The sequence below is a fragment of the Rummeliibacillus pycnus genome (assembly GCF_044359855.1).
In the GTDB taxonomy this organism is placed as follows: domain Bacteria; phylum Bacillota; class Bacilli; order Bacillales_A; family Planococcaceae; genus Rummeliibacillus; species Rummeliibacillus pycnus_A.
The window spans coordinates 4,240,113-4,263,301 of the sequence record NZ_CP132291.1 but is presented as its reverse complement, the minus strand read 5'-3'; the positions used below and the strand labels follow the sequence as shown (position 1 = coordinate 4,263,301).

Annotated in this window: 16 protein-coding genes; 4 read left to right on the top strand and 12 right to left on the bottom strand. The window is 35.1% G+C overall.

Annotated features, from left to right (window positions below):
- Nucleotides 1–6 precede the first annotated feature (6 nt).
- Nucleotides 7–1,920 (bottom strand): DUF2334 domain-containing protein, encoded by a 1,914-nt coding sequence (locus Q8X41_RS20730; RefSeq protein ID WP_397538145.1) that lies wholly within the window; start codon nt 1,918–1,920, stop codon nt 7–9.
- Nucleotides 1,921–2,384: 464 nt separating this feature from the next.
- On the opposite strand from Q8X41_RS20730, the gene Q8X41_RS20725 reads away from it, so the two are divergent.
- Nucleotides 2,385–2,630: a hypothetical protein gene (locus Q8X41_RS20725; RefSeq protein WP_397538144.1), complete on the top strand. Its 246-nt coding sequence runs from the start codon at nt 2,385–2,387 to the stop codon at nt 2,628–2,630.
- A 245-nt stretch (nt 2,631–2,875) separates the two neighbouring features.
- On the opposite strand, the gene Q8X41_RS20720 is transcribed toward Q8X41_RS20725, so the two are convergent.
- The 3 genes from Q8X41_RS20720 to Q8X41_RS20710 all read right to left on the bottom strand — a co-directional run bounded on the left by Q8X41_RS20720 (nt 2,876) and on the right by Q8X41_RS20710 (nt 6,529).
- Entirely contained in the window at nt 2,876–3,244 is a 369-nt protein-coding gene (locus Q8X41_RS20720) for an HsmA family protein (RefSeq protein WP_397538143.1), read from the bottom strand.
- A gap of 319 nt (nt 3,245–3,563) precedes the next feature.
- Nucleotides 3,564–4,400: an EamA family transporter gene (locus Q8X41_RS20715; RefSeq protein WP_397538142.1), complete on the bottom strand. Its 837-nt coding sequence runs from the start codon at nt 4,398–4,400 to the stop codon at nt 3,564–3,566.
- Between the two features lie 374 nt (nt 4,401–4,774).
- A complete protein-coding gene (locus Q8X41_RS20710; protein ID WP_397538141.1) occupies nt 4,775–6,529 on the bottom strand; it encodes a GMC family oxidoreductase in 1,755 nt (584 codons plus the stop codon).
- 513 nt (nt 6,530–7,042) lie between these two features.
- On the opposite strand from Q8X41_RS20710, the gene mutT reads away from it, so the two are divergent.
- Nucleotides 7,043–7,438 (top strand): 8-oxo-dGTP diphosphatase MutT, encoded by a 396-nt coding sequence (gene mutT, locus Q8X41_RS20705; RefSeq protein ID WP_397538140.1) that lies wholly within the window; start codon nt 7,043–7,045, stop codon nt 7,436–7,438.
- Nucleotides 7,439–7,459: 21 nt separating this feature from the next.
- Nucleotides 7,460–10,342, top strand: coding sequence for a DUF3427 domain-containing protein (locus Q8X41_RS20700; RefSeq protein WP_397538139.1), 2,883 nt, complete (start codon nt 7,460–7,462; stop codon nt 10,340–10,342).
- A gap of 511 nt (nt 10,343–10,853) precedes the next feature.
- On the opposite strand, the gene Q8X41_RS20695 is transcribed toward Q8X41_RS20700, so the two are convergent.
- The 8 genes from Q8X41_RS20695 to Q8X41_RS20660 all read right to left on the bottom strand — a co-directional run bounded on the left by Q8X41_RS20695 (nt 10,854) and on the right by Q8X41_RS20660 (nt 21,812).
- On the bottom strand, nt 10,854–11,345 hold the full coding sequence (locus Q8X41_RS20695; protein WP_397538138.1) for a hypothetical protein: 492 nt from the start codon (nt 11,343–11,345) through the stop codon (nt 10,854–10,856).
- Between the two features lie 3 nt (nt 11,346–11,348).
- On the bottom strand, nt 11,349–12,647 hold the full coding sequence (locus Q8X41_RS20690) for a replicative DNA helicase (RefSeq protein ID WP_397538137.1): 1,299 nt from the start codon (nt 12,645–12,647) through the stop codon (nt 11,349–11,351).
- A gap of 1 nt (nt 12,648) precedes the next feature.
- On the bottom strand, nt 12,649–13,401 hold the full coding sequence (locus Q8X41_RS20685) for a conserved phage C-terminal domain-containing protein (protein ID WP_397538136.1): 753 nt from the start codon (nt 13,399–13,401) through the stop codon (nt 12,649–12,651).
- A gap of 78 nt (nt 13,402–13,479) precedes the next feature.
- Nucleotides 13,480–13,809 (bottom strand): ORF6N domain-containing protein, encoded by a 330-nt coding sequence (locus Q8X41_RS20680; protein ID WP_397538135.1) that lies wholly within the window; start codon nt 13,807–13,809, stop codon nt 13,480–13,482.
- A 361-nt stretch (nt 13,810–14,170) separates the two neighbouring features.
- The gene (locus Q8X41_RS20675) at nt 14,171–17,278 is read right to left on the bottom strand and encodes an ATP-binding protein (RefSeq protein WP_397538134.1); all 3,108 of its coding nucleotides are present in this window, start codon (nt 17,276–17,278) and stop codon (nt 14,171–14,173) included.
- Between the two features lie 486 nt (nt 17,279–17,764).
- A complete protein-coding gene (locus tag Q8X41_RS20670; RefSeq protein ID WP_397538133.1) occupies nt 17,765–19,297 on the bottom strand; it encodes a sodium:solute symporter in 1,533 nt (510 codons plus the stop codon).
- A gap of 23 nt (nt 19,298–19,320) precedes the next feature.
- Nucleotides 19,321–20,073, bottom strand: coding sequence for an SDR family NAD(P)-dependent oxidoreductase (locus Q8X41_RS20665; RefSeq protein ID WP_397538132.1), 753 nt, complete (start codon nt 20,071–20,073; stop codon nt 19,321–19,323).
- Nucleotides 20,073–21,812 carry a methyl-accepting chemotaxis protein gene (locus Q8X41_RS20660; RefSeq protein WP_397538131.1) on the bottom strand — a complete coding sequence of 580 codons (1,740 nt, stop codon included), beginning with the start codon at nt 21,810–21,812 and terminating at the stop codon, nt 20,073–20,075. Before Q8X41_RS20660 ends, Q8X41_RS20665 begins: the two co-directional genes overlap by 1 nt.
- A 476-nt stretch (nt 21,813–22,288) precedes the next feature.
- Between Q8X41_RS20660 and Q8X41_RS20655 the strand changes: the two genes are divergently transcribed.
- Entirely contained in the window at nt 22,289–22,990 is a 702-nt protein-coding gene (locus Q8X41_RS20655) for an aspartate/glutamate racemase family protein (protein ID WP_397538130.1), read from the top strand.
- The last annotated feature ends 199 nt before the right edge of the window (nt 22,991–23,189 follow it).

Here is a 23,189-nt window from a genome sequence, read left to right as displayed (position 1 = left end):
TCGATATTAAGGATTCTCACTTTGAAATGACAGAGCGATGTCTACTAAGTGCCCTGTATCATCGTAGGATCCAATATCTGTTTTTCCATTGCCATCAAAGTCGGCAACAAATCCGATTCTCCCACTGCCATGAGCCCATGGACCAAAGTTATTATCTAGCGGAACAAACCGGCTATTCCCTTTGTTCTCGTATACTTGCCATACGCCAGTCACCGAATTATAGACGATTAAATCGCTTTTTCCATCTCCATTCGGATTACCAACAAGTAATTGATCACTCGGGTTTAAGTTAATCCCTTTAATTGGTTTAGAGTTCGTATATTGGCCATTCCCCTGATAATAGAGAATAGATACATGACGGTCTTTACTTGATACACAAAGGATGTCGTTTTGATAAGAGCTTTCAAATCGTCCTATGTATAATTTTGAATCCTTAGAAATAGGAGATTGCACCGTACTTATGACAAGTTTATTCTTCACATAATGAATGAGTTTAATATGCCCTTCTTTTGTGCCAATCATCCCTTTTCCTTTTTCTGATTGGAATTCCCCTAAGGATTGAAGCCCAGAAGGCAGCTTACCAAGCAATATAGGAGTTAAAAACTGACCTTCCCCTGCAAAAAAGATCTGGAGCTCCCCTGTTTGTTTGTTGTAGCTAATCAAGTCCTGCTTTCCATCACTGTTCCAATCAGAAAGGATAACCTCTTCTTCAGCCGCAAAGGTATGCTTCGTCCATACTTGTGCTGCATGCTGCGGACGATTACGAGGCAGTCTATATGATTGAGGTATCACCAGCACACGATGCTTTTCGACTACAATCACATCAGCATGTCCTTGTCCTGTTACATCGCCTAATAATATTTGCTGAGTTGTTGTTCCGGGAGGCACCGTCACACGATGAGCCGGGGTAAACGGCACAATATCATGGAGTGACATCCAGCGGTATCCCTCTTTTTCGAAACCATCCAACAGCTTATGAAGATTCGATCTTGTGCCGTCTTCCTTATACTTAAAGACTGGTAACCCATCCCTTATCAATTGTTTTCCATCCACTCCCAGCTGTTCCTCCAAATAAGGAAACTCCAGAAATGGGTGAAAGTATAAAGAAGCTAGACCATCGTCATTAGCCGCCTTTGATAAAATCCGGTCTACTGATTTTTCGTCCTTAACATAACTGTAAGGTGTCGGCACATAAACGGACCCTAAACTGCTTTGACCATAATCATTCGAATCATCGTAAACATTTATATCCTTAAGCGAGCGAAGGGAAAAAAAATCAGGCTGATACAGGATACCTATGAAGGAACGGAACACCTTCTCCTGAACTCTGGTGTCATGATAATGGGGTGTTTCCCAAAACTTCGGTTGTAAGCCAGCTTTATCAAACGCAGCAATACTTTTAGTAATTCGTTGAGCTGCATACGAACTTTCCTTCGTTTCAGGTGCCCCTTTCACTTTAAACTCATTGCCAATTCCAGAATTCTGATTGTCATTAGGCTTGGCGGAATCTCCAAATTGATGACTGTATCCATGCATTCCCAGGATAGCGCCCCGTTTCTCACCTTCTTGTAGTAGTTTGATGAAATTACTCACCACTTGATCGGGATTAGGTTCATCTATTCCTCTTTCCTTCCATGTTCCATCCATTTCAACATTTATCCATCTTGGAATAACGGCCACATGATAAGGTATATCCTTCGTCTGGATGTATTCCATCACAGCTCGTAATTTTCCTAAACCTTCCAAACTACCATATACACCACCAGGCCCGATGTCCTCTAGTCGAATCATCGCATGCCGCTTTTTTGTGTTTGGATAGATGTTGTCTCCTGTAAAAGTAATTTGGTATAGTAGTACAGAAACTGCAACAATTACGGCAGCCGCAATAATGCCTACCCATTTCCAAAACTTACTCTTCAAGCCTTATTCTCCTCCAACCCCATATATTTCAAATATACTTACATTAAGTACTATTCCCTCATTTGAATAAATTAATCATTCTAAAGTGCAATACTCTTAAATTCGTGAAAAGATCAAAATAAAAATACGACTTAACAAAAACTATGTGAAAATAACACATAATTTCGATTAAGTCGTATCGAAAATTTCTTATTTTATTGAAATGGCGTTTGAATAACTCATCTTTTTCAAAGTACGTCTATTATCACATTTTAAATATTTATTAATGCCTATACACGACACTCGACCAGTTATTATAAGAAGTAAGTGATAAGAAAACAAAGAACGGTCTTTGTAGCATTTATTGAAATTCCTCAAAAATTCCATCAAGAAAAATGACAGCACAACAAGGTTTTTGGAAATATTTGTAGTATGATAATCTATAATAGAAAAATTACTTAAGTTAAGAGAAAGAAGATGTAAATATGTTACCAATCATTATAGGAATTATACTCATTGTTTTAGGAATATGTTTGATTCCTATAGGTTATTCAGAATTTAAAGAAGAGTTAAAAATGGTTAAAGAAAAGTCGGTTTTTAAACGTCTTTTTGTATATTTTATCACGTTCATTGGGCTTTTAGATTTCGATGGTTATAGTGGATGGATATTACTTCTGGCGTTATTATTAGTATTTAGTGGCGGTGCATTTATTATTTTAACGATATTATAATAACCCGAATGTATTTAAATTCCCCCCGTAAAAGAAATGAAGAAGATTATTTGATATTTTTAGTCAAATACGCTTCTTCATTTAATATAAAACAACAATCAAAAAAACTAATTAAAGTATACAGCAAAGCGCCCACGAAAAAACACGTGGGCGCTATTTGACGCTTACTTTTAAAATGTTACGTACACAATAACAGTAAATGCATATAAAAGGGCAATCTAAATCTATCCTTACTGTTATTAAAATTATTTGGTCATTCCATATATCATTCCAGATATATAAGGAATCAACCAAATGAACCATACTAATATACTTAACTTATGGAATTTCCCCATCATTTTTGAGTCTTTTTTTATCAATACAATAGTAGCCCAAATTGCATGAAATAACATTAATAAGATTGCTAATAAACCTGTTATGCCATGAAAACTAAATAGAGATCCTTCTGTGGCCATTTTTTCCATCATGGTAGTTCCAAGTGTATCGCATATTAAGCCTATCCAAAAAATAATCACATGCCATAACTTTAATGTTTTTTGAAATTTTTCTGACCATACTCCTACTGAATAAAAAACTAGTGCTGCTGAAATAAATATAGTAGCAAAGATTAGCATTTCAATCACCCGATTCATAGCATTATTTAAATGTTTTTTTCCCTTAAAAGTAATACTTTATACTCTAAAAAAATGTATACACCTATTGCTCAGACTTATTATAAAAAAGAAATATGAACAACAGATGAACAACAACATAAAAATTAACTTCTACTTTAATAATGTGAAATTTGGTATTATCTTTTTGCGGTAAATTACATTGCTAGTCGTATCATTAATGCCCGAAAAACGGAAGACTAGTTAAGAATAATATATTAAAAAAACTACGAAATCATAGTTGGTAGCTTATAATATACAGCCATTCCTTTAAAAATAAACATCAAATCTTCGTAAGCACAATCCCACCAATTGCAGTTAATACACCAATGACTTGATAAGCTTTTAGTTTTTCTTTATAGAGCAAGACACTTCCGAGTACGACGACTAAACAACTTAGACTCACGATTGGGAAGACAATACTTGCGATACCTGTGTCTAGTGAGAAAAAGTAGCTACTGTAGCCTATGACACTAAAGCATCCGATGACAGAGCCAAATTTCACTTCAGAACGAAGCCATTTTTCTCTCGTGATTAGGCTTTGGATGATTAAGTATACGGCGCCACCACCGTACATACAAACTAGCGTATTGATCGAATCGATTTGTAATTGTGAAGAGGTTTTCATCAATATACCAAGAACGCCAAAGCATAGAATTGAAAGTAAAATTCTGTACATCCATGGCTTGTATTTAATTTCCCCAGCGCTGCCAGGTGCATATTGAATGACCGCCGCAGACCCAAGCATGACCACAATTCCAATCCACTGAATGAGTGTAATATGCTCATGGAAAATAAGTGCTGCACTCAAAATCGGAATTACCGTATAGGTGCTAATAATCGGAGATGTTAAACTCGCAGGTCCCTTTTCAAACGCCTTCGACATTTGAATGTTACCATTTGCATTTAATATACCAATCACTGCACCTAGTACAATCGTTAATATATTAAATGGTGCAAATCCTTTGATGGTTCCGTAACCAATCATTAACAAAAATGCGATCAGGTAAAAGAAAAATTGCATATGTACCTTTGACATTCCTTTTCCAGATGTCGCCTTAAAAATGAGATTATTGATACCAAAACAAAACATCGTCAAAACTGCTGCTACAATCCACATAATTATCCTTCTCTCTCGTTGATACTGCTAATTTTAGTATGAAAATTGCGGATATTGAACAATTTTGAAGATTTTCATCATATCTTGCATGAAATTGGTAGGTGACATGCATGAAATAGAAAATCTGATTCGATTTGTTGAATCGGCTATACTGACTTTCAGTAGAATTATTGTAAAAACTTTAACCAGTAATTTAATTATATTTTAATGTCATATTATACTTTCAACTATAAAAACCCAGTTACTTTTACTTACGTAAGAGTAGCTGGGCCTTTATATTACTTTTTTTCTAATCATTTTTTTACATTTTTACTATTTCATTCTTTGTAAAGACTAAAAATGTACTTTTATAAAAGCATCTATCCTATCTTCTATTAATCTGCGGATTCATATTCTTCAAACTCTTCATCATCAATTACAAGGGAATGAAGATTATTTTGAATAAATCTGATGCAATTTAACGCAATCATCTGTGCAGGATTTGATGGATTACCATCTGGTAATATAGGAGCTACAGAAAGGTCGGCAACTTTAAGATTTTTAGTACCATGAACATTCAGGAATCCATCAACAACTCCATTTTGAATGTCCTTTCCCATTTTACATTGACCTCCAAAATGATCGAAATTTGTGTAAGAAGCTTTTGCATATTCAGCAAGTAATTTTCTCTTTTCTTTTTCATCGGTTAAATGAAATATTTTTTCTTTAGGATATACAATCTTATAAATTCCTTTCGGGTCTTTTTTCCGAGCTTTAATAATAATTTTGAATGTTTCAATATACTGATCCACTACATAATTTAAATCATCAAGGTTATCTAGTGGATTAAATTGAATAGATGGATATGCTTCAGGATCACTATGTGCTGCAAGGATGGTACCTCTGCTTTTAGGGTTTAGGTCAGCAATAGCAATACTCATGACATTCCTACATTTATTCTGATTAAATTCCCAATTATGAATGAATACATCTTGAATCGGTATAAAGGCTGGAATTGGAACTCCTAATAATTGAAGACGACGTCCAGGACCATCATCCTTATTAAAAGCACTAAGAACTACTGGCTGAGGATCAGTAGACAGTACTTGCAGAAGGCGGTTTGTTTCTACTTTTACTCCCATGCCAACATAATATTGAGTTTGAAAATTGTGCCCAACTTGCGGGCTTTCTACTAGCGGTTGTATCCCAATATTAGCCAGATCGTCAAGATTACCGATTCCTGAGCGTTGTAAAATGACCGATGAGAAAATACCTGCTGAGATTATTATCCCTTTTCGAGAATAAGCTCGTTGTGTTACTCCGTCTTTGATATATTCAACGCCAACTGCAATCTTTTCACTTTCTTTATGTTTAAAAAGAATTTTATTTACTGTTGATTTTGCGTATATTTTCAATTTTCTACTTCCAATACCGAACTCATCTGGATTGGTCTCATCTCCTTGTGATACGATATTTTCATTTAAATATCCAGTTGCAGTCGACGATCGAATGAACACACCATCTCCTATCTCTTCCTGAATTAATTGTGCTTTAAATGACGTAACATCTCTTATTCCATTATTGTTGTAATCCTCTTTAATTGGAATCTTTAGAACTTTAGATGTTGCCTCAACTAAAGTCTGAATAATTCCATTGCTCGGTATGATTTGCTGTCTTATAAAAATCGGTCCATTCGTTCCTCGATCATTTGGGCTTTGTGTTTGTCCAGTGTATGTTTCATTGGCTTCAAACAAGGAGCTTATATTGTCGTATTTCCATTCATTATTTCCGACAATTCTCGCCCATTCATTATATAGTTCTCTGCTTCCTCGAACTGCAGCCATAAAATTATGTTGTGAGCTTCCTCCTATTACTCTTCCCGACCTTAATCTAATCTGTTGGACGATATTTTCTGCTGTTTGCGATAAAACATTAAATGAAAGTGTATTATCATTTGCTCTATTTGCTGCTGTTAAAAAGGAAGGACTTTCATTCTTCATGTTTGTTCCAGCTTCAAGTACAAGTAAAGAAGTGATATTGTCATCAGTTAGCTGTTTGGCAATTACCCCTCCTGCGGTCCCTGCTCCAATGACTATATAATCAAAAACATTCTTTTTTTGCTCATTATTTTTATGCTTTTTCTGTTCCATTTTCTACTACCTACTTTCTTTTAATATTGGTATGATCCTTATCAAAATATGTAGACAAATTCTTTTTGTATAGGTATAAGTTCTATTATTTATTAGATATTTTTGATTATTGGAACCTTAAAGTAAATATTCTTTTTAGCTGAAGACTTACTTGCAAAAATTGTTTTACTGAGTAGTTTTTTCACATTTAAGTAATATTCTGTATGTTCCTACTGCAAGAAGAATACCAAATTATATATTTTGAATGATGCAATCTGTTATATTTGTTTGTTATTTCAAATACAAATGATGTTTGTAAAAATTCTTTAATTTGCGGTTTAGTATGGATGTGATACAAGCCTGACACTTGAAAAATCCAACGATCCAGACAAAATAATTAAACTGAACAAACACGAAATTCATCCTGCCATCAAATAACAGTCTTATATTTGTAATAGCTTTAATAATGAATCTTACTACTATATACTTTAAAATAATATGAGATTACATATTACATTAAAGGAGCCATACAAAATGAAAAAATCTGTACACGTCGTTGGTGCAATTATTGAAAATGAAAAAAATGAGATTTTCTGTGCATTACGAAGCCCTAATATGACACTTGCAAATTACTGGGAATTTCCTGGAGGTAAAATCGAAGCTGGAGAAACACCTCAACAGGCATTAAAACGTGAAATTTCAGAAGAATTCAGCTGTGAAATTGAAGTTGGACAAAAAGTAGAAGATACAACATATGAATATGAAAAATTCATTGTCCGTTTAGAAACATACATGGCTAAAATTGTACATGGGGTTCCTACCATTAGTGAACATGCTGATGCACAATGGGTACATCGTCAAAATCTTTCACAAATGGGTTTTGCTCCCGCTGATATTCCGGCAGTAAATAAGTTAGCAATCCAAATATAAAATAAGATTGGCGTGAATTGAATGGAACAATTGATCAGTAAAATTGAAAATTCATTACATAAGGGCTTTATCAATCAAAATAAACCGGTGGCGGCTCAATTCAAACCGAAACTACTTACGAATAAAGCACATGAAAATGTTCTATCTACTTTGTTACAAGAGCTAAAAACGTGTAAAACCTTTACCTTTTCAGTTGCTTTTATCACTGAAGGTGGATTGGCTACGTTAAAAACAATGCTCTATGATCTAAATAAAAAAGGGATTAAGGGACGAATTTTAACATCAACATTCCTAAACTTCAATCAACCTAAAATGTTCAAAGAACTATTAAAGCTTGAAAATGTTGAAGTCCGGTTAACTGGAGTAAAAGGTTTCCATTCAAAAGGCTATATTTTCGAACATGAAAATTATTATTCATTAATCGTAGGAAGTTCAAATTTAACAGACAGTGCCTTAAAAGCAAATTTTGAATGGAATGTGTTTTTAACTTCTCTTGAAGAAGGCGAAGTTATTCATCATTTTAAAAACCAATTTGAGGATGCGTGGAACGAAGGTATTCTATTAACTGAGGAATGGATTGCTAATTATAAACAAAACTATGTTGCAGTTCCTTTTATTAAAAATCAAGCAAATATAATTGAAGCTAAAACAGAATATCTAACTAATGCATTGGCTGAAAGTCTATCTATTAAGCCAAATAAAATGCAGTCTGAAGCACTTGAACAACTTAAAGAATTACGAGCAACTAATGCCACAAAAGGGCTAATTATTTCTGCAACAGGTACTGGTAAAACATTTTTATCTGCGTTCGATGTTCGTAATTTCCAGCCCCAAAAAATGCTCTTCATCGTTCACCGAGAACAAATCTTGAAAAAAGCGATGGCAGATTATCGTAAAATATTGGGCGGTCATGAAGATGACTTTGGTATTTTATCTGGCAACTCTAAAGATATAAATGCGCGTTATTTATTTGCTACGATTCAAACAATTTCATCCGAGCGCTATCTACAACAATTTGAAAAAGATGAGTTTGATTATATCTTAATCGATGAAGTTCATCGTGCAGGGGCTAAATCTTATCAAACGATTTTTAATTATTTCGAACCTGAATTTTTATTAGGCATGACAGCTACACCTGAGCGGACAGATAACTTTAATATTTTTGAGTTATTTGATTACAACGTTGCTTATGAAATTCGTCTACAAGCTGCGCTTGAAGAGGACATGCTTTGCCCTTTCCATTATTTTGGTGTAACAGATTATGAAAAAGATGGCATCATAATTGATGAAGTTACCGAACTACAAAATCTCGTTTCACATGAACGTGTACGACATATTATTGAAAAGATAAACTACTATGGTTATTCTGGCGAAAAAGTTCGAGGTCTAATGTTTTGTAGTTCCAAAGAAGAAGCTTATCAACTATCTGCTGCTCTAAATACTTGTGGTTTGAAAACATGTGCTTTAACCGGTGAACACTCTCAAACTGAACGTGAAGAAGCCATTGCTAAATTGAATTCTGGTGTGCTTGAATACATATTAACTGTTGATATTTTTAATGAAGGTATTGATATTCCCTTCTTAAATCAAATCGTTATGCTACGCCAAACACAATCAAGTATTATTTTCATTCAACAATTAGGACGTGGCTTACGAAAACATGATTCAAAAGATTATGTAACAATAATCGATTTTATTGGTAATTATAAAAACAATTATTTAATTCCAATTGCCCTTTCTGGCGATCAATCTATGAATAAAGATAATGTTCGCCGTAAAACTGTTAATACTGATTATATTCAAGGTATTTCTACTATTAACTTTGAGGAAATTGCGAAGAAACGTATTTTTGAGGCCATCGATAATACAAATTTATCGACTTTAAAAACATTGAAGGATGCTTTTACGGAATTAAAAAACCGTATAGGAAAAACACCTTCTATGGCCGATTTTGTGCATTATAATTCACTCGATCCAGAAGTAATTATCAATTATTCTAATAATTATTATTCTTTCCTTGTAAAAATGAAAGAAGAACTCCCATCTTTAACTGAATATGAATTAAATGTTTTGTCTATGATTTCACGTGAATTTGTAAATGGTAAAAGAATACATGAAATAGCACTAATTGAAGCCTTAATAGAAAATGAGACAATTACTAAATCTGAGTATATTGATATGTTAAGAAAATACGGTACTTATTATGATGAAAAAACCCTACTTTCTGTTGAAAGCATGTTTTCATTATCATTCCACTCCAAAAATGATCAAAAGAAGTATGGTTTTAAACCTATTATCGAATTACAAAACAATGTATACCAATTTAATGAAGATATTCAGGAAAGTTTAAGAGACCAATACTACAAAGATTTATTTAAGGATATAGTTAATTGCGCTAAAATTAAATTTGAACAATATGACATCACACGTCCATTGACGCTTTATAAAAAATATTCTCGTCGTGATGCATGCCGATTATTAAATTGGCCTAACGATGATTCTTCTACAATTTATGGTTATCGTGTTAAACATAACACAGTCCCTATTTTCGTTACTTATCACAAAAAAGATGAAGTTGAGTCCAGTGTTGACTATGGTGATGAATTTATCGCTCCTGACGTATTCCATTGGTTTACTCGCAGTAACTTAACCCTAAATTCAAAAGAAGTTAAAGAAATTTTAGCTGCAAAAGAAAACAATACGACCATTCATCTCTTTACAAAAAAGGATGATGGTGAAGGTTTTGACTTTTATTACTTGGGTGAAACAGCAATAGTTGAAAACACACCAAAGGAAGAATCTATGTTAGATAAACAAGGAAAAGAAATTCCGGTTGTAACAATGGACATGGTACTGGAACAACCTGTGCAATATGAGATTTATCATTATTTAGTAGAAGAATAAGCCCACCTGTTAAGTTGAAAAAAACATCTGCACTAGGTATAATTAACTTAACATGAAATACAATAAATAGACCGCCGATGTTGGTCCATTGACGGTTAATTATAATAGTTAGTTCCCTCAGGGGGATTGGCTATCCAGTGGAATTAACCCATCTGAGCTACCGACTCAAGGATGGGTTATTTTTTATGGTTAAATGTGAGTATTGTTACAACTAAAGCTGCGAATGTTACCGCAAACATTAATGCTTCAAATACTGACATGGCATCGCCCCCGGGCCCACACGATGTGGGTCATGCAGACGTTACCACAGGATGTGGTGCTTTTAGTCTGCGTTCCTTGATTGGGAGTGTGCCAACCACCCTTGAGTACCAAACTATTACAAGTATATTATAACGAACATTCGTTCTCGTTTATAGTAAAGAAGGATATTTTTAACACATAATATTCTGTTCCCTCTTATTAACTTGGCGACACAGCTCCAACTCTCGACACCTCAGACCGCTCACTTAATCTAGTTACTTCTTTCTTTAACCAAAAAATAATAACTATCCCCCACTTCCCCCAAATACAAAGGCACTTCCACCACCCTACCCAACATCTCCTTAAAACTCTCCACCTTCCCAGTCCCAACATCATAAACCTCCCGATACAACCACTGCCGATGCACATTATGTATTCTTTCCGGCCGCCATTTATAAATCACTTCATGCAAATCAACAACTTGCTCAGGAGTTTCGGCAAAATAAAATGCATAACTGTGAGTTCTATCCGAAACCTTCACCGCATATAACAGGATTCTCTTCATGCCAAGTTCATCACGATCATACATTTCAAAAAATTCTTCCTTCTCCTGCTCCGTTAACTGAATCTCCATCAGCTTTTCTTTGCGATCTTTTTCATTTATTTTCCCTCTTCCTATCACAAAGTAGATGAAATGAGCTAAAAAGGATTCGTCATATTCAATGGCATCTTTCATTAAATCTTTGACAGAAGTAATGCTCATCACCTACTTTGCATGTTCATTATTAATATCTCGGATTTGTCCTGTTGATTTGGAATAGTTTACCGGGACTGTACCTGTTGGGCCGTTGCGGTTTTTGGTGACGATTAGTTCGAGTACTTCTGAGACTTTGTTATAGTCCATGTTGCCTTCTGCTTCTAGTTTTTCGTAATAGTCTTGTCGGTATAGAAGGATGATGACGTCTGCATCTTGTTCGATATTGCCGGAATCGCGTAGGTCGCTCATGAGTGGGCGTTTGCTGGCGCGATTTTCGACGCTGCGGTTTAGCTGGGAGAGGCAGACGACTGGGCAATTGAGTTCTTTTGCCATTTGTTTGAGTGCCCAGCTGATTTGACCGATGGAAAATACTTGGTTAGTGGTAGCTTCTACACTGGTGATAATTTGTAAGTAATCGATGAAGATAATCGGTTTGCGTGCTGGATTTTGGTGGATGATTTTTCTTGCTTGTGCACGAATTTGATTGACGGTTATTCCCCCTCGATCGTCGATATGGATCATTGCTTTTAATAGTTTGTTTAACGTATTCAACCAATCTTTCCGTTGTTTTTCTGAGAAAAGATTGTAAGGGTCACGCATTTTCAATCTGCTAATTTTGCCACAGTCGGAGATTAATCGCTCGATGAGTATCTTCTTGCTCATTTCGAGTGAAAATACGATTGGTAAATAGCCTGCCCATCCTGCCTGAAGTGCAAAATGGTTCATGACATCCGTTTTCCCCATGGAAGGTCTGCCTGCAATAATTGTCAGCTCACTTGGTCTGAATCCCTCAATGAGCTTTTCCAGATCAACTATGTTAGTTGGGACAACTTGTTGTGGTGGCATCGGTTTGAACGGAAGGTGTTCCAATTCTAGAAGGTCCTGTTGAATATTTGTTTCAGTTGTGTGAAGATCTGTTTGTAAAGTGTCTAAAGCTTTTTGTACGGATTCAATGGACCAATCGTCTGTATGTGCTTGAAACAAAATGGCGTTCTTTTTCTTTTCACGCCAAGAAGTGATGAGCATTTCACAATAAGCATCGAATTTGGGGCTACATGCAAAGTTGGTCAGGCTTGCTAAGTAAGTGGCACCTCCTGAGACATTAGGGTCCATTACTTGAAGTAAAGTGATATAATCAACGGGTTTTCTGTCGTTTGCTAGATTATACATTTCTTGAAAAATAGCAGCATGTCGCTGGATTTGAAACATTTCTCTCCAAATGCCACTATCTGTTACGAGATTGTTTTCCTCAAGCATGGTTCCTAAAATACTTTTTTCTAGCAGTTCAGCACTAATGTTTTTTGTCATTTTATTCTTCCCCCGCATTTAGATTGAGTTCGATTGGTTTGTAATGACTTATTGGTTGATTCGTCTGTGTTCCTTGCTCGTTGAGGTAATTTTCAAAGTTGGTTGGTCGAAATAAGGTACTTGGACGTAAATAGTATTTCATTTTCGGGTCATTTTTCCATTGTTTAACTTTGTGATCAATGACTTTCTGAAAGTCCTCTAGATAATTCCCTTCGATGATTCGTGCTTGGATGATTCTTTCGTGCTGGGCTGTAACTTTGAATTTTTTCCCTGCTTTTTTATTCAAATAATTGATAACGGCAGCTGTTATCTCTTTTTTCTTCTTCTTTTCTTCTTTTAAATACGGGGCCATCTCGATCTCTGTAAAGAGTTTCATCTGATCTGTTGACGCGGTTTCTTTTGAAATATTGGAAGAATCAATTTGAACCTCCAGTTCATGATAAAGAAGATCATAATTGATGCGATACCACTTTCGTTGGTCATATTTCGTCGAATTAAACTTCTTCGTAGAGATGATATAGTTCATTTTTTCAAGTTTAAGAAATGTCCGTTTAATCGTGGTGACCGATAAAAACGGAAATTGTTTGACCCAACTTTCATAAGTATGCTGATACCAAGTGTGGCCGTCGTCTTTAAGTGGTGAACCATTCAAACGATAATGCAGCTGTTGAAGTATCATGGCTTCATTTATTCCTAACATGACTGCTAGATCTGGTATGACCAGAAGTGGTGTTTGATTTATGATTAGTTTCATTACAAATCCCTCCAGTTAAGTTCTCGCAGCAGCATCTGCCACTGCGAGTAGAATTTCCGTTTCCATTGCAAACTATTACTATGTTCCTTGATCTTGATGCTGCCTATTTTCTTCATAGTAGGTAAATACATTTTGCAAATAGGACTCCCATGAGCTGACATCCCGCAGGAATTTGGCCAATAAAAATGCCCCCTCCTCCGTCCATAAATAGAGAATGCATGCGTGTTTGGAATCCTTCAGTTCCCTTTTCACTTTTACAAGCTCATCCCCTGTCACTACAAAAAAATGCTTACCATCCATAAATTTGTTGCGCTGACGATCAAAACCCCTGATCAAACTTCTAGGTCCTACGCCCAGTCTTTCTGCTAGGTTCTTTGTTGTGAGAACGGGTAAATCGTTAAATATCATGTAATCTCCTCCTCACCTCTTAAATAGACAGATGTTTTGAAAAGAGGACAGGTTTGATGAAAATTTTTTGTACGAAAAAAAACACTCGATTTTTTTTCGAGTGTTTTTGGTCTATCATCTAGTACGATCCTTAAATCATTTTTTCAGAATCGCATCATCAACCGAATATAAAGTGAAACTTCCATCAGTGGGGTTTTCTTCATCCCCCACTGATGGTTAGTTGAACCAATCGGGCTTTTACGGGCAGTTATCCCCCACCTATCCTCTTTGCTTCTCTCTCAATCTTGAGGTTGGGGTATTACTGCCCGTTAATGCGGGATAAATCTCTTTCCATGATGCATCTAATTTTAGACTTTTATCATCAATAAATTGTACTCTCTTTGTCTTTTATCTCAGGTATTCGGATGGTAATCTCTGTACCTTTTCCTTCTTCACTATCAAGTCGAAAACTAGCTCCTTTTATAAGAGATAGTTTATTAAATGGATTGGTAAAACCTAGTCTTTCATTTTTACCACTTAATAGTTCCTGTTGTTTTTCTTGAGGAATGCCAACACCATTATCCTGAATAATGATTTTTACGTTCTTCTGTTCCCGTTCGATTATTAGCCGCAGTGTTCCGCCATCTGGATTTTTAGAAATGCCATGTTGAACAGCATTTTCCACTAAAGGTTGAATTGTCATTGTGGGAATATAGGTTTCAATTGCTTCGTCGATATTATACACAATATTTAACCGTTCCCCAAAACGCATTTGTTCGATTGCTAAATAAGCTTGTACTAGTTCTACTTCATCTACTAAAGAAACGAGTGAACGTTGTTTGCGGACATCTAATTTTGCTCGGAAGTATGTAGCCAAATAATCTAACGCTTCACGTGTTTTCTCTTGATCTTTATAACTTAGTCCAATAATGGTATTCAATGTGTTATACAAGAAATGTGGCGTTATTTGAGAAGAAAAGCGACTCAATTCATTATTAACTGCATCTAGTGCGGATTTTTTGATTGATAGTAAGGACTCTATTCGAACTTTTAATTCCTCCATATTAACTGGTTTTTGCAAGTAATCATTTGCTCCCAGCTGGAATGAAAGAACTAAATCGTATATTTGACTAGCTGCTGTTAAAATAATAACTGGCAACTCTACTAAGTCGTATTCCTTTCGAACTGTTTTACAAACCTCATATCCTGTCATATTAGGCATCATTAAATCTAAAATCATTAAATCAACCTTTTCTGTTTTTACAATTTCCAATGCTTCTTCCCCACTACCAACTGCTATCACGCTATATTCCAATGATTGGATCATATTAATGAGGACTTTTAAGTTTGCAGGCTCATCATCTACAACTAATATGGTATAAGGCTTTGTGCCAGAAATTTTTTTTGATAATACCTGCTTTTCTTGTTCTCTTATAGGCGAAGAAATAATTGGCTCTGACTTTTTATTACTTTCTGTTTCCGTAGGTTCGAGCAACTGAAGTTCATTTGCTATTGGAATAGTAAATGTGAAACAAGAACCTTTTCCGACTTCAGAAGCAACCCAAATACGCCCACCTGTTTCCTCTACTATTTGTTTCGTAATACTTAGTCCTAAACCGAGTCCCTTTGCGTTTCCAGACTTACTACTCTCTTCTTGATAAAAGGTAGAAAATATGAAGTCATAATGCTCTTTTGTTATCCCCCGACCAGTATCCTCTACTGATACAATCATTTGTTCATCTCTTACTTTCGCAGAAATAGTTATTGTTCCTTTCTTAGTAAATTTAATAGCATTGTGTATCAGATTAAAAAAGACTTGTTTGAGTTTTTGTTCATCTGTATAGACAAGTGGCAAATTCCTTGGAATATTGTTTACTAATTTGACGGGTTGCGTTGATGGAATTAAATACGCCATCTCAGCAAGTACATCTTCCACTATATAAATGCTTATTGGTCGCGGAACAATAGAAATTTCTCCTTTTTTAATTTTCGCTATAAATAACAAATCGTTTACTAAACTTGCTAACCTTCTTCCAACATTGTGTATTAATATAACACTTTCTTGTTGCTGCTTTTTTAATGGTCCCTCCGTACCTTCCATTAGTGATTGTGAAAGGTTAAGAATTACATGGAGAGGTGTACTCAGCTCATGCGAGGTCTTTGCTAAAAACTCATCCTTTAGTTTGTCATATACGAGAAGTTCTTCAGATAGTTCTTCTACTTTATGAAAGGCCAATTGAGAACGGTAGTTCATCAATAAGGATAAACTCATCGCCATGATTAAAAATAATACGAGCGATGAACTTTCAATTTCTATTTCATATAATAATTGCATTGCAAGTAGGAAAACATAAGCTAAAAAAGAAATTACACTAATTAGAACATATTTAGATTCATCCGTTTTTTGTAAAGAAGCTTTGACTAAAATAGTAAATATATAGATATAACTAACACTAGTAGTAAGTGATACTACTATTTGAACGGATTGAAAAGGAATATATTGGAATATATCATGAATTGTGCAAAACACTAGTAACGAAAATGCTTGAAGAGCCATCATCGTACTTAATAGAGTAACGACTTTTTTATTAGCAAACGAGTTAAAAAAATGATAGATAAACAAAAGGAAAAATATAATGGATAAACTATGAACAAACATCTGTATTTCTACTTGTACAGTTGGGGTGATTTCTGGAAACAATAAGTAAATCCATCTTTCGTTTACAGTAGAGACATACACGCCTTCCGATAAACAATACAGACTAAAATACACTTCATATCGATTTCTTTTTTTATTTTGAAAATGTACAGCTAAATAAATCAAGGAAAAAAGAAGGTATCCTGCAATGAGTAATGCTTGAATAAATCTTTCCCTTTCTTTTTGGGCTAGTATTTGATCAGCCTTACCAAATTCTATTGAGTTGACAATCCCACCTCTAGCATATTCTTGGTTCGCCACTTGAATAACGATATCCAATGTTCGATCACTACTATTCTCTAATAAGACATACTTTTTGAAATCAAATCGATAGTCTTGCTTTTTTTCAGAAGGAACACCTGCTGATCCAAGTTCGACACCGTTTATATACACTTTACTTGCGTCACGAATCGTATTTAGCTTTATCCCATAATGATCATTCTTTGGAACATGAATAAGTAATCGGTAGGTGCCAACACCGTAAGGAGTAGTATCTTTTGAAATATAATTATTCCAATCTTCAGGCACATGAATTAATTTATGTATACTTCGATAATTTTCAAATACATCCTTATTCGGACTAGGAACGATTAATTCATTCGGATAAAAATCCCACTCTCCATTAAGCTCGACAATACTTTCCTTCGTCGAATCCCATTTCTGCAAAGAAAGAACACCATTTTTTGCTAGAAATGTATTCGAATCGAATAAATGAAGGGAACGAAAAATACTTAAAGTAGTTATAAGAACGATACCAATGGATATTATTATGAATGTCTTGCTTTTCTTCACTTAATCATTTCCTTTCAAAAAATTACCACTTCTCTACTGTACAATGAGCATCACTCTATTTACAATGGTTGTCTGTCAAATATGAGTCTATTCCCCCAAAAAATTGTGGGTTTTTTATACACCATAGAGCTTTTTCATGCTTACATCAAATGCAATGACATGTTTCATATAAATTCCCATCTCTTAACTAATTCATAGAAGTCTTCACAAAAACCTTATCGAAACCTGCTCTTGTACGATCTCTTAGGATCCAACATACTAAACTGATTCTCATAAGGGTGTGGTTTGCGATACGAACTCAAAATGGTCCCAGGGTGTCTACTACCTTCCTTCACTTCTACTAATGTTAGTATGTTTGTGTTTGGCTAACCACTGCTTCTGTCTTCGTGGCTCGGGACTTGTACTCTATAGACTACGCTCATGCTGAGCACCAAAAAAAACACTCGATTTTATTTTCGAGTGTTTTTGGTCGATCTAACATGATTCTTAATTTATTTTCACATTCTTTTGCAACTTATCTATTTGGTTTTCAGTTGATTTTATTTCTACTTTGCTGCCTACTTCATCTAATGATTTATCTTTCTCGATTTCATGCATGTCGAGAACGTGTTGTGAAGGCGGGATGATGAGGCTTACAACGACGATTGTAATTCCAGAAATAACAACTCCTGAGAAACCAGGTATTAACCACAGCTCACTTAACAATCCGATAAAGCCATCCGATTCAATTTTCGGTCCAGGAACATGTGTAAGAGATGTAATAATATAATAGACAAGTCCTACAGAGATACTAGCCCAAACAGCTGGTGTACTTACTCGTTTCCAGAATGGACCTAGGACAATTGGCCAGAATATCGTAACAAATATAATATCCCACGCCAAATAGGCTAAATCGATTACTTTTTGTGCACTGACAGCCAATATGAAACCTAATACAGCACTGACTAGTATCATTATTCTTGAGAATAATAATAACTTTTTTGAATCCGGATTCTTATTTATAAAATCGAGATAAATGTTTTTCGTCACGATCCCTGATGTAGCAACGTAACAAGCTGCAACAGTTGACATCCCCATGGCAGCCATCGCTGTTAAGAATATCGCTGATAACAACGGAGGGAAATAACCTTGTGCAAAGGCTAACATCAGTGTTTCAGGATTAGAACTATTTGGGTAAATTGTTTTAAAAGCTTCTCCTAACATACCCGGCATCCAACTGATCGCTATAATGACTATACCTGCAATTATCATACTCTTCTGTGCTACACGCGGACTTTTTGCAGCAGCGACCCTTTGTCCTAAATCCACAGCCGGAATATCACCAAGTGCTAAGACTAAATAGAGCGTCCAAAATTCTGCTCCACCCTTATTAAATAATTCACTTATATTCCACCAGTCAGGGTTAAAAGTAATATCAGGATAATAGAACATGATAAATATTGTGATACCTAGAATCCCAGCAATCGCAAGTGTACCTTGAACCACTTCAGTATATGCAACAGCCCATAAACCACCTATAACGGAATATAACGCTGTTAAAGATACAAACAATAAAGCAGCTGGTAAAAAATCGATTTGTAGAAGGGTTTGGATAATATAGGTTCCCCCAACAGTTAGTGCGCCCGCATTGAAAACACCAAATGCGATTGCCATCACAATTCCTGTATAGGCACCTAATTTTTTGCTACCATATCGTAAGCCATAGTAATCTGCTAATGTCCAACCTCTTAATCTTCTAAGAGGCTTAGTCCATATTAATGCGCCTAATATCATACATGTACCTAGACCACCCATTGTAGCAGATCCCTCAAATCCACCACTTGTATAGCCTGAACCAACTGCTGCAAAGAAGAATGGAGCCGCTAATAATGCGGCAATCAAACTCCCCGTTACAACAGACAATGGCATACTCCAGCCCGCCACTATTAAGTCCTCAGCTGTCTTGACACGTTGATACCCCTTGAAACCAATATAATATATAAAAATCAAGTACAAAGAAAAAACAACTATATTCAACAATTCGATTACTCCCTAACTAAACATTATCCATTCATAACTCCGCCACCATTAGCACCCAAAATTTGTCCTGTATAAAAATCAGCATTTTCTGATGCTAAAAACAAGACACTTTTAGCGATTTCTTCTGGTTGGGCTAATCGTTTTAATGGGTATTTTGCTGACTCTTCCTCGATATAATTGTCACCGAAGGCTAACAAAATATCTGTATGTGTCGCACCTGGTGCTACAGCGTTAACGTTAATATACGGTGCCAATTCTCTAGCCAATGATTTAGTAAATGCATTAATACCACCTTTTGCAGCTGAATAATGCGCATATTCTTCACAGCCTAAGCTTCCTAAGTCAGAAGAAATGTTAACGATTTTACCTTTTTTTCTTTTCTTCATTCTTATCGCTGCTTCTCGGCAATTATAAAAGTTTCCATAGAGATGAACCTTTATCATTTTGTCCCACTGTTCATCAGTCATTTCTGTAATGGGCGCATTTTGTGCAATTCCTGCATTGTTAACAAGAATATCAATTTCACCTAGCTGACGGTCCATGTACTGAAACATTTCAGTTACTTGTTGTGAATCTGATACATCTGCGTTGAATTTTAACGCTTCTACACCATATTCTTCAGCTTGTATACGAACAGTCTCTGCAATTTGATCGTCTCCTACATAATTGATCAAAACATTAGCACCTTCTTTTGCAAATGCTAATGCGATTGCTTTACCTATCCCCATACTTGAACCTGTAATAAGCACATTTTTTCCTGCAAGTTTTAAGTCCATTATTTTCCATCCTCTAATTCAAATTTCGTAATAAGTGCTTGCAATTCCTCTGCTGTATGGCCTAAAGCTGCAGAAGCATCTTTTACTTCCTGCATTGCTAATAATTGATTTTCTGTTGAATTTGAAACACTTAGTGAAAATTCTGCGGATTGTTGTGCAGATGTTTTCATATTATTAAGCGATGCTGCAACTTCTTCAGATGCCGCAGATATTTGTTGTGATGCTGCTGAGATTTCTTGAATTTGTCCCGCTACTTCTTCCGTAGAGTTCAATATATCTTTGAAAATAGAACCTGCTTGCGTTGTAAAATCTATTCCGACTTTTACATTTTCTTTTCCTTTTTCCATGACAATTATGGATGCATCTGATTCTGATTGAATTTCATTAATAATCTTGTATATTTCTGAAGCAAAATGTGAAGATTGTTCGGCTAATTTCTTAACTTCACCAGCAACTACAGCAAACCCTTTCCCCTGCTCACCAGCTCTTGCTGCTTCAATGGCTGCGTTGAGAGCTAATAGATTGGTTTGCTCTGCTATATCGGTGATAAAGTTTACAATTCCACTAATTTTACTTGAGTTATCATTTAGTCCTCGAATCGTAACATCCATCTGACTAACAGATTCTCTGATTAAATTCATTTGATCAATAATTTGTCGAATGACTTCATTACCTTGTTTCGCCGCATTAGTAGTGAGCTGAGATGACTCTGAAGCGGTATATGCTGACTCGGCAATTTTTTGTATACTTTCGGCTGATTCTCCCATTGCAAGTGCTGTTTCTTCAGTCATTACCAATGAAGTTTCAGCATTTTGGGCGATATGTTCCATTTCTTTAGAAACTTGTGAAGCATTACTATACGTTTCATTTGCATTCGCAGTCAGTTGGCTGGCTGATGAAGCCACGTTGTTTGATGTGTTTTTAATATTCGATATGATATGTTGTAAATTTGAAACCATTGTTTTAATCGATTGGGAAAGCTTTCCTACCTCATCATTTGAAGTCTTAAGCTCTACATCTTTTAAATCACCACTTGCCACTTGATTTGCAACGACCACTGCTTTATTGAGTGGTTTGAGTAGGCGCGTGATTGTAACATATAGGATGCCTAGTAAAATCAAAAGACCTAAAACTGCCGTAATTATCTGTTTCGTAATACTTTTAGTAATAATCGTATTAATATAATCGGCTGAATAATCTATCCCTAATACTGCAACTGTCTTTCCGCTTTCATCTTTTAGTGGCGCAAAGACAGTTCTCCATGAACCGTATGGATCCTTGAAAATATCTGTTACTTCAGGTCGATCATTCTCTATAGCAAGTTTTGCAGCTTTTACATGAGCTGGGGCAAGATCAGTAAATAATTCCCCTGCATTATATACATCATTTAAATTTTTGGTATAACCAAGTGTGGTAACCCCATCCGGTTCCATTTTCCATATGTAACTCCAATACATAATTCCTTGTTTTTCTTTTATGTTGTCTAATTTACTTTGCAAGTCTATAAATTTCGGATCATTCTCTCCATTTACTGTTAGTATTTCCGATATCTCTTTCGGGCTTAGGTTCATGGAAGTCAATAAGCCGACACTTTTTAATTCTTGTTTAAGGTTTTTTTCCATCTGGCTTTGTAATTGCGTAATACTTTGAGTTGTAATTACTGCGAAAAGTGCAATTACAATAATAGAGACTGTTAATAATAACTTATACTTTAATGAGAGCTTTTTATAAAAACGCATAGCGACCCCTTACATCTCCTTCTACTTTTTTCTTGCTAGAGTAATATTGAATCAGTACATCTTGAGTAACGAGCAAGTTTTCACACTAAAACAACTTTGGACCCACGATTTTATATGTATCAACATTACAATAAGCCTATATATTTCACTTAAAAAATATAACACACATTCTAATATGTGGCAATGACACATGCCGTTGTAATCATTTATTTTTATCAAATACCTACTAAAAACCCATAAATACATACATAAATTATGCGAATTTTCATACATGAAAATAAAATATTTTGTGTCATGCCTGTTGATTATCCAGTTTTTTTTATTAAAAATGGATGATCAACTGATGCCCGCTACGGATTGCTCTCTTTCCTGCGTGCTTATTTAACTAGCGGCAATTTTAGCACAATAAAAAGTTTGAACATTAAAAAATATTGTATAATTAGGTATATATTACAATACAGATATGGGGGAACTTTATGAAAACTATAGGACTAATTGGTGGAATGAGTTGGGAGTCTTCGGTTGAATATTATCGAATCATAAATGAAGAGGTTAAAAACAGATTGGGTGGATTACATTCTGCAAAATGTCTTTTATATAGCGTTGATTTTACCGAGATTGAACGCTATCAAGCGGAAGGTGATTGGGAAAGTGCAGGTAAATCATTAGGAGAAGTTGCAACATCTTTAGAAAATGCAGGTGCAGAATTTATAGTAATTTGTACAAATACGATGCATAAAGTAATAGATTATATAGAAGCAAAAATTTCAATTCCTGTTTTACACATAGCTGATGCAACTGCCAATCAAATAAAAAAATCAAATATTACAACTGTGGGATTATTAGGTACTAAGTACACTATGGAGCAAGATTTTTATAAATCCAGAATAGAATCTAACGGAATTAGAGTTTTAGTTCCAAATGATATCGAAAGAGAAATGATTAACAAGGTTATATATGAAGAGTTATGTTTAGGTAACATCAAGCAATCATCAAGGGATTATTACAAGGAAGTTATCAAAAACTTAGTTACAAATGGTGCTGAAGGTATCATATTAGGGTGTACGGAAATTGGATTATTAGTCAAACAAGAGGATTCAGAAGTTCCTTTATTTGATACAACAGAAATACATGCAATTGAATCAGTTAATAAAGCATTAAAATATCAGGTGGTATAGGCAATAACGGGGGCTTTTGCTTAAAAGCTATGAGTTGCGTTCATTAAACTTAACAAAATCGAAAAATAGAAAAAAGCATTAACTATTTCTTATGAGGATAGTCATGCTTTTTCTTTTTAATTAAAATGCTTTTTTGTATTTTGTGATTCAAAAGAGAATGTCTTTTTACTAGTGCCCCTTTTATTTATACTTACATATT

What these genes read in the sequence shown, in the direction of transcription:
- Q8X41_RS20725 (WP_397538144.1), top strand. Translation starts at nt 2,385, where the DNA reads ATGTTACCAATCATTATAGGAATTATACTCATTGTTTTAGGAATATGT.
- Q8X41_RS20720 (WP_397538143.1), bottom strand. Translation starts at nt 3,244, where the DNA reads ATGCTAATCTTTGCTACTATATTTATTTCAGCAGCACTAGTTTTTTAT.
- Q8X41_RS20715 (WP_397538142.1), bottom strand. Translation starts at nt 4,400, where the DNA reads ATGTGGATTGTAGCAGCAGTTTTGACGATGTTTTGTTTTGGTATCAAT.
- Q8X41_RS20710 (WP_397538141.1), bottom strand. Translation starts at nt 6,529, where the DNA reads ATGGAACAGAAAAAGCATAAAAATAATGAGCAAAAAAAGAATGTTTTT.
- mutT (WP_397538140.1), top strand. Translation starts at nt 7,043, where the DNA reads ATGAAAAAATCTGTACACGTCGTTGGTGCAATTATTGAAAATGAAAAA.
- Q8X41_RS20700 (WP_397538139.1), top strand. Translation starts at nt 7,460, where the DNA reads ATGGAACAATTGATCAGTAAAATTGAAAATTCATTACATAAGGGCTTT.
- Q8X41_RS20695 (WP_397538138.1), bottom strand. Translation starts at nt 11,345, where the DNA reads ATGAGCATTACTTCTGTCAAAGATTTAATGAAAGATGCCATTGAATAT.
- Q8X41_RS20690 (WP_397538137.1), bottom strand. Translation starts at nt 12,647, where the DNA reads ATGACAAAAAACATTAGTGCTGAACTGCTAGAAAAAAGTATTTTAGGA.
- Q8X41_RS20685 (WP_397538136.1), bottom strand. Translation starts at nt 13,401, where the DNA reads ATGAAACTAATCATAAATCAAACACCACTTCTGGTCATACCAGATCTA.
- Q8X41_RS20680 (WP_397538135.1), bottom strand. Translation starts at nt 13,809, where the DNA reads ATGATATTTAACGATTTACCCGTTCTCACAACAAAGAACCTAGCAGAA.
- Q8X41_RS20665 (WP_397538132.1), bottom strand. Translation starts at nt 20,073, where the DNA reads ATGGACTTAAAACTTGCAGGAAAAAATGTGCTTATTACAGGTTCAAGT.
- Q8X41_RS20660 (WP_397538131.1), bottom strand. Translation starts at nt 21,812, where the DNA reads ATGCGTTTTTATAAAAAGCTCTCATTAAAGTATAAGTTATTATTAACA.
- Q8X41_RS20655 (WP_397538130.1), top strand. Translation starts at nt 22,289, where the DNA reads ATGAAAACTATAGGACTAATTGGTGGAATGAGTTGGGAGTCTTCGGTT.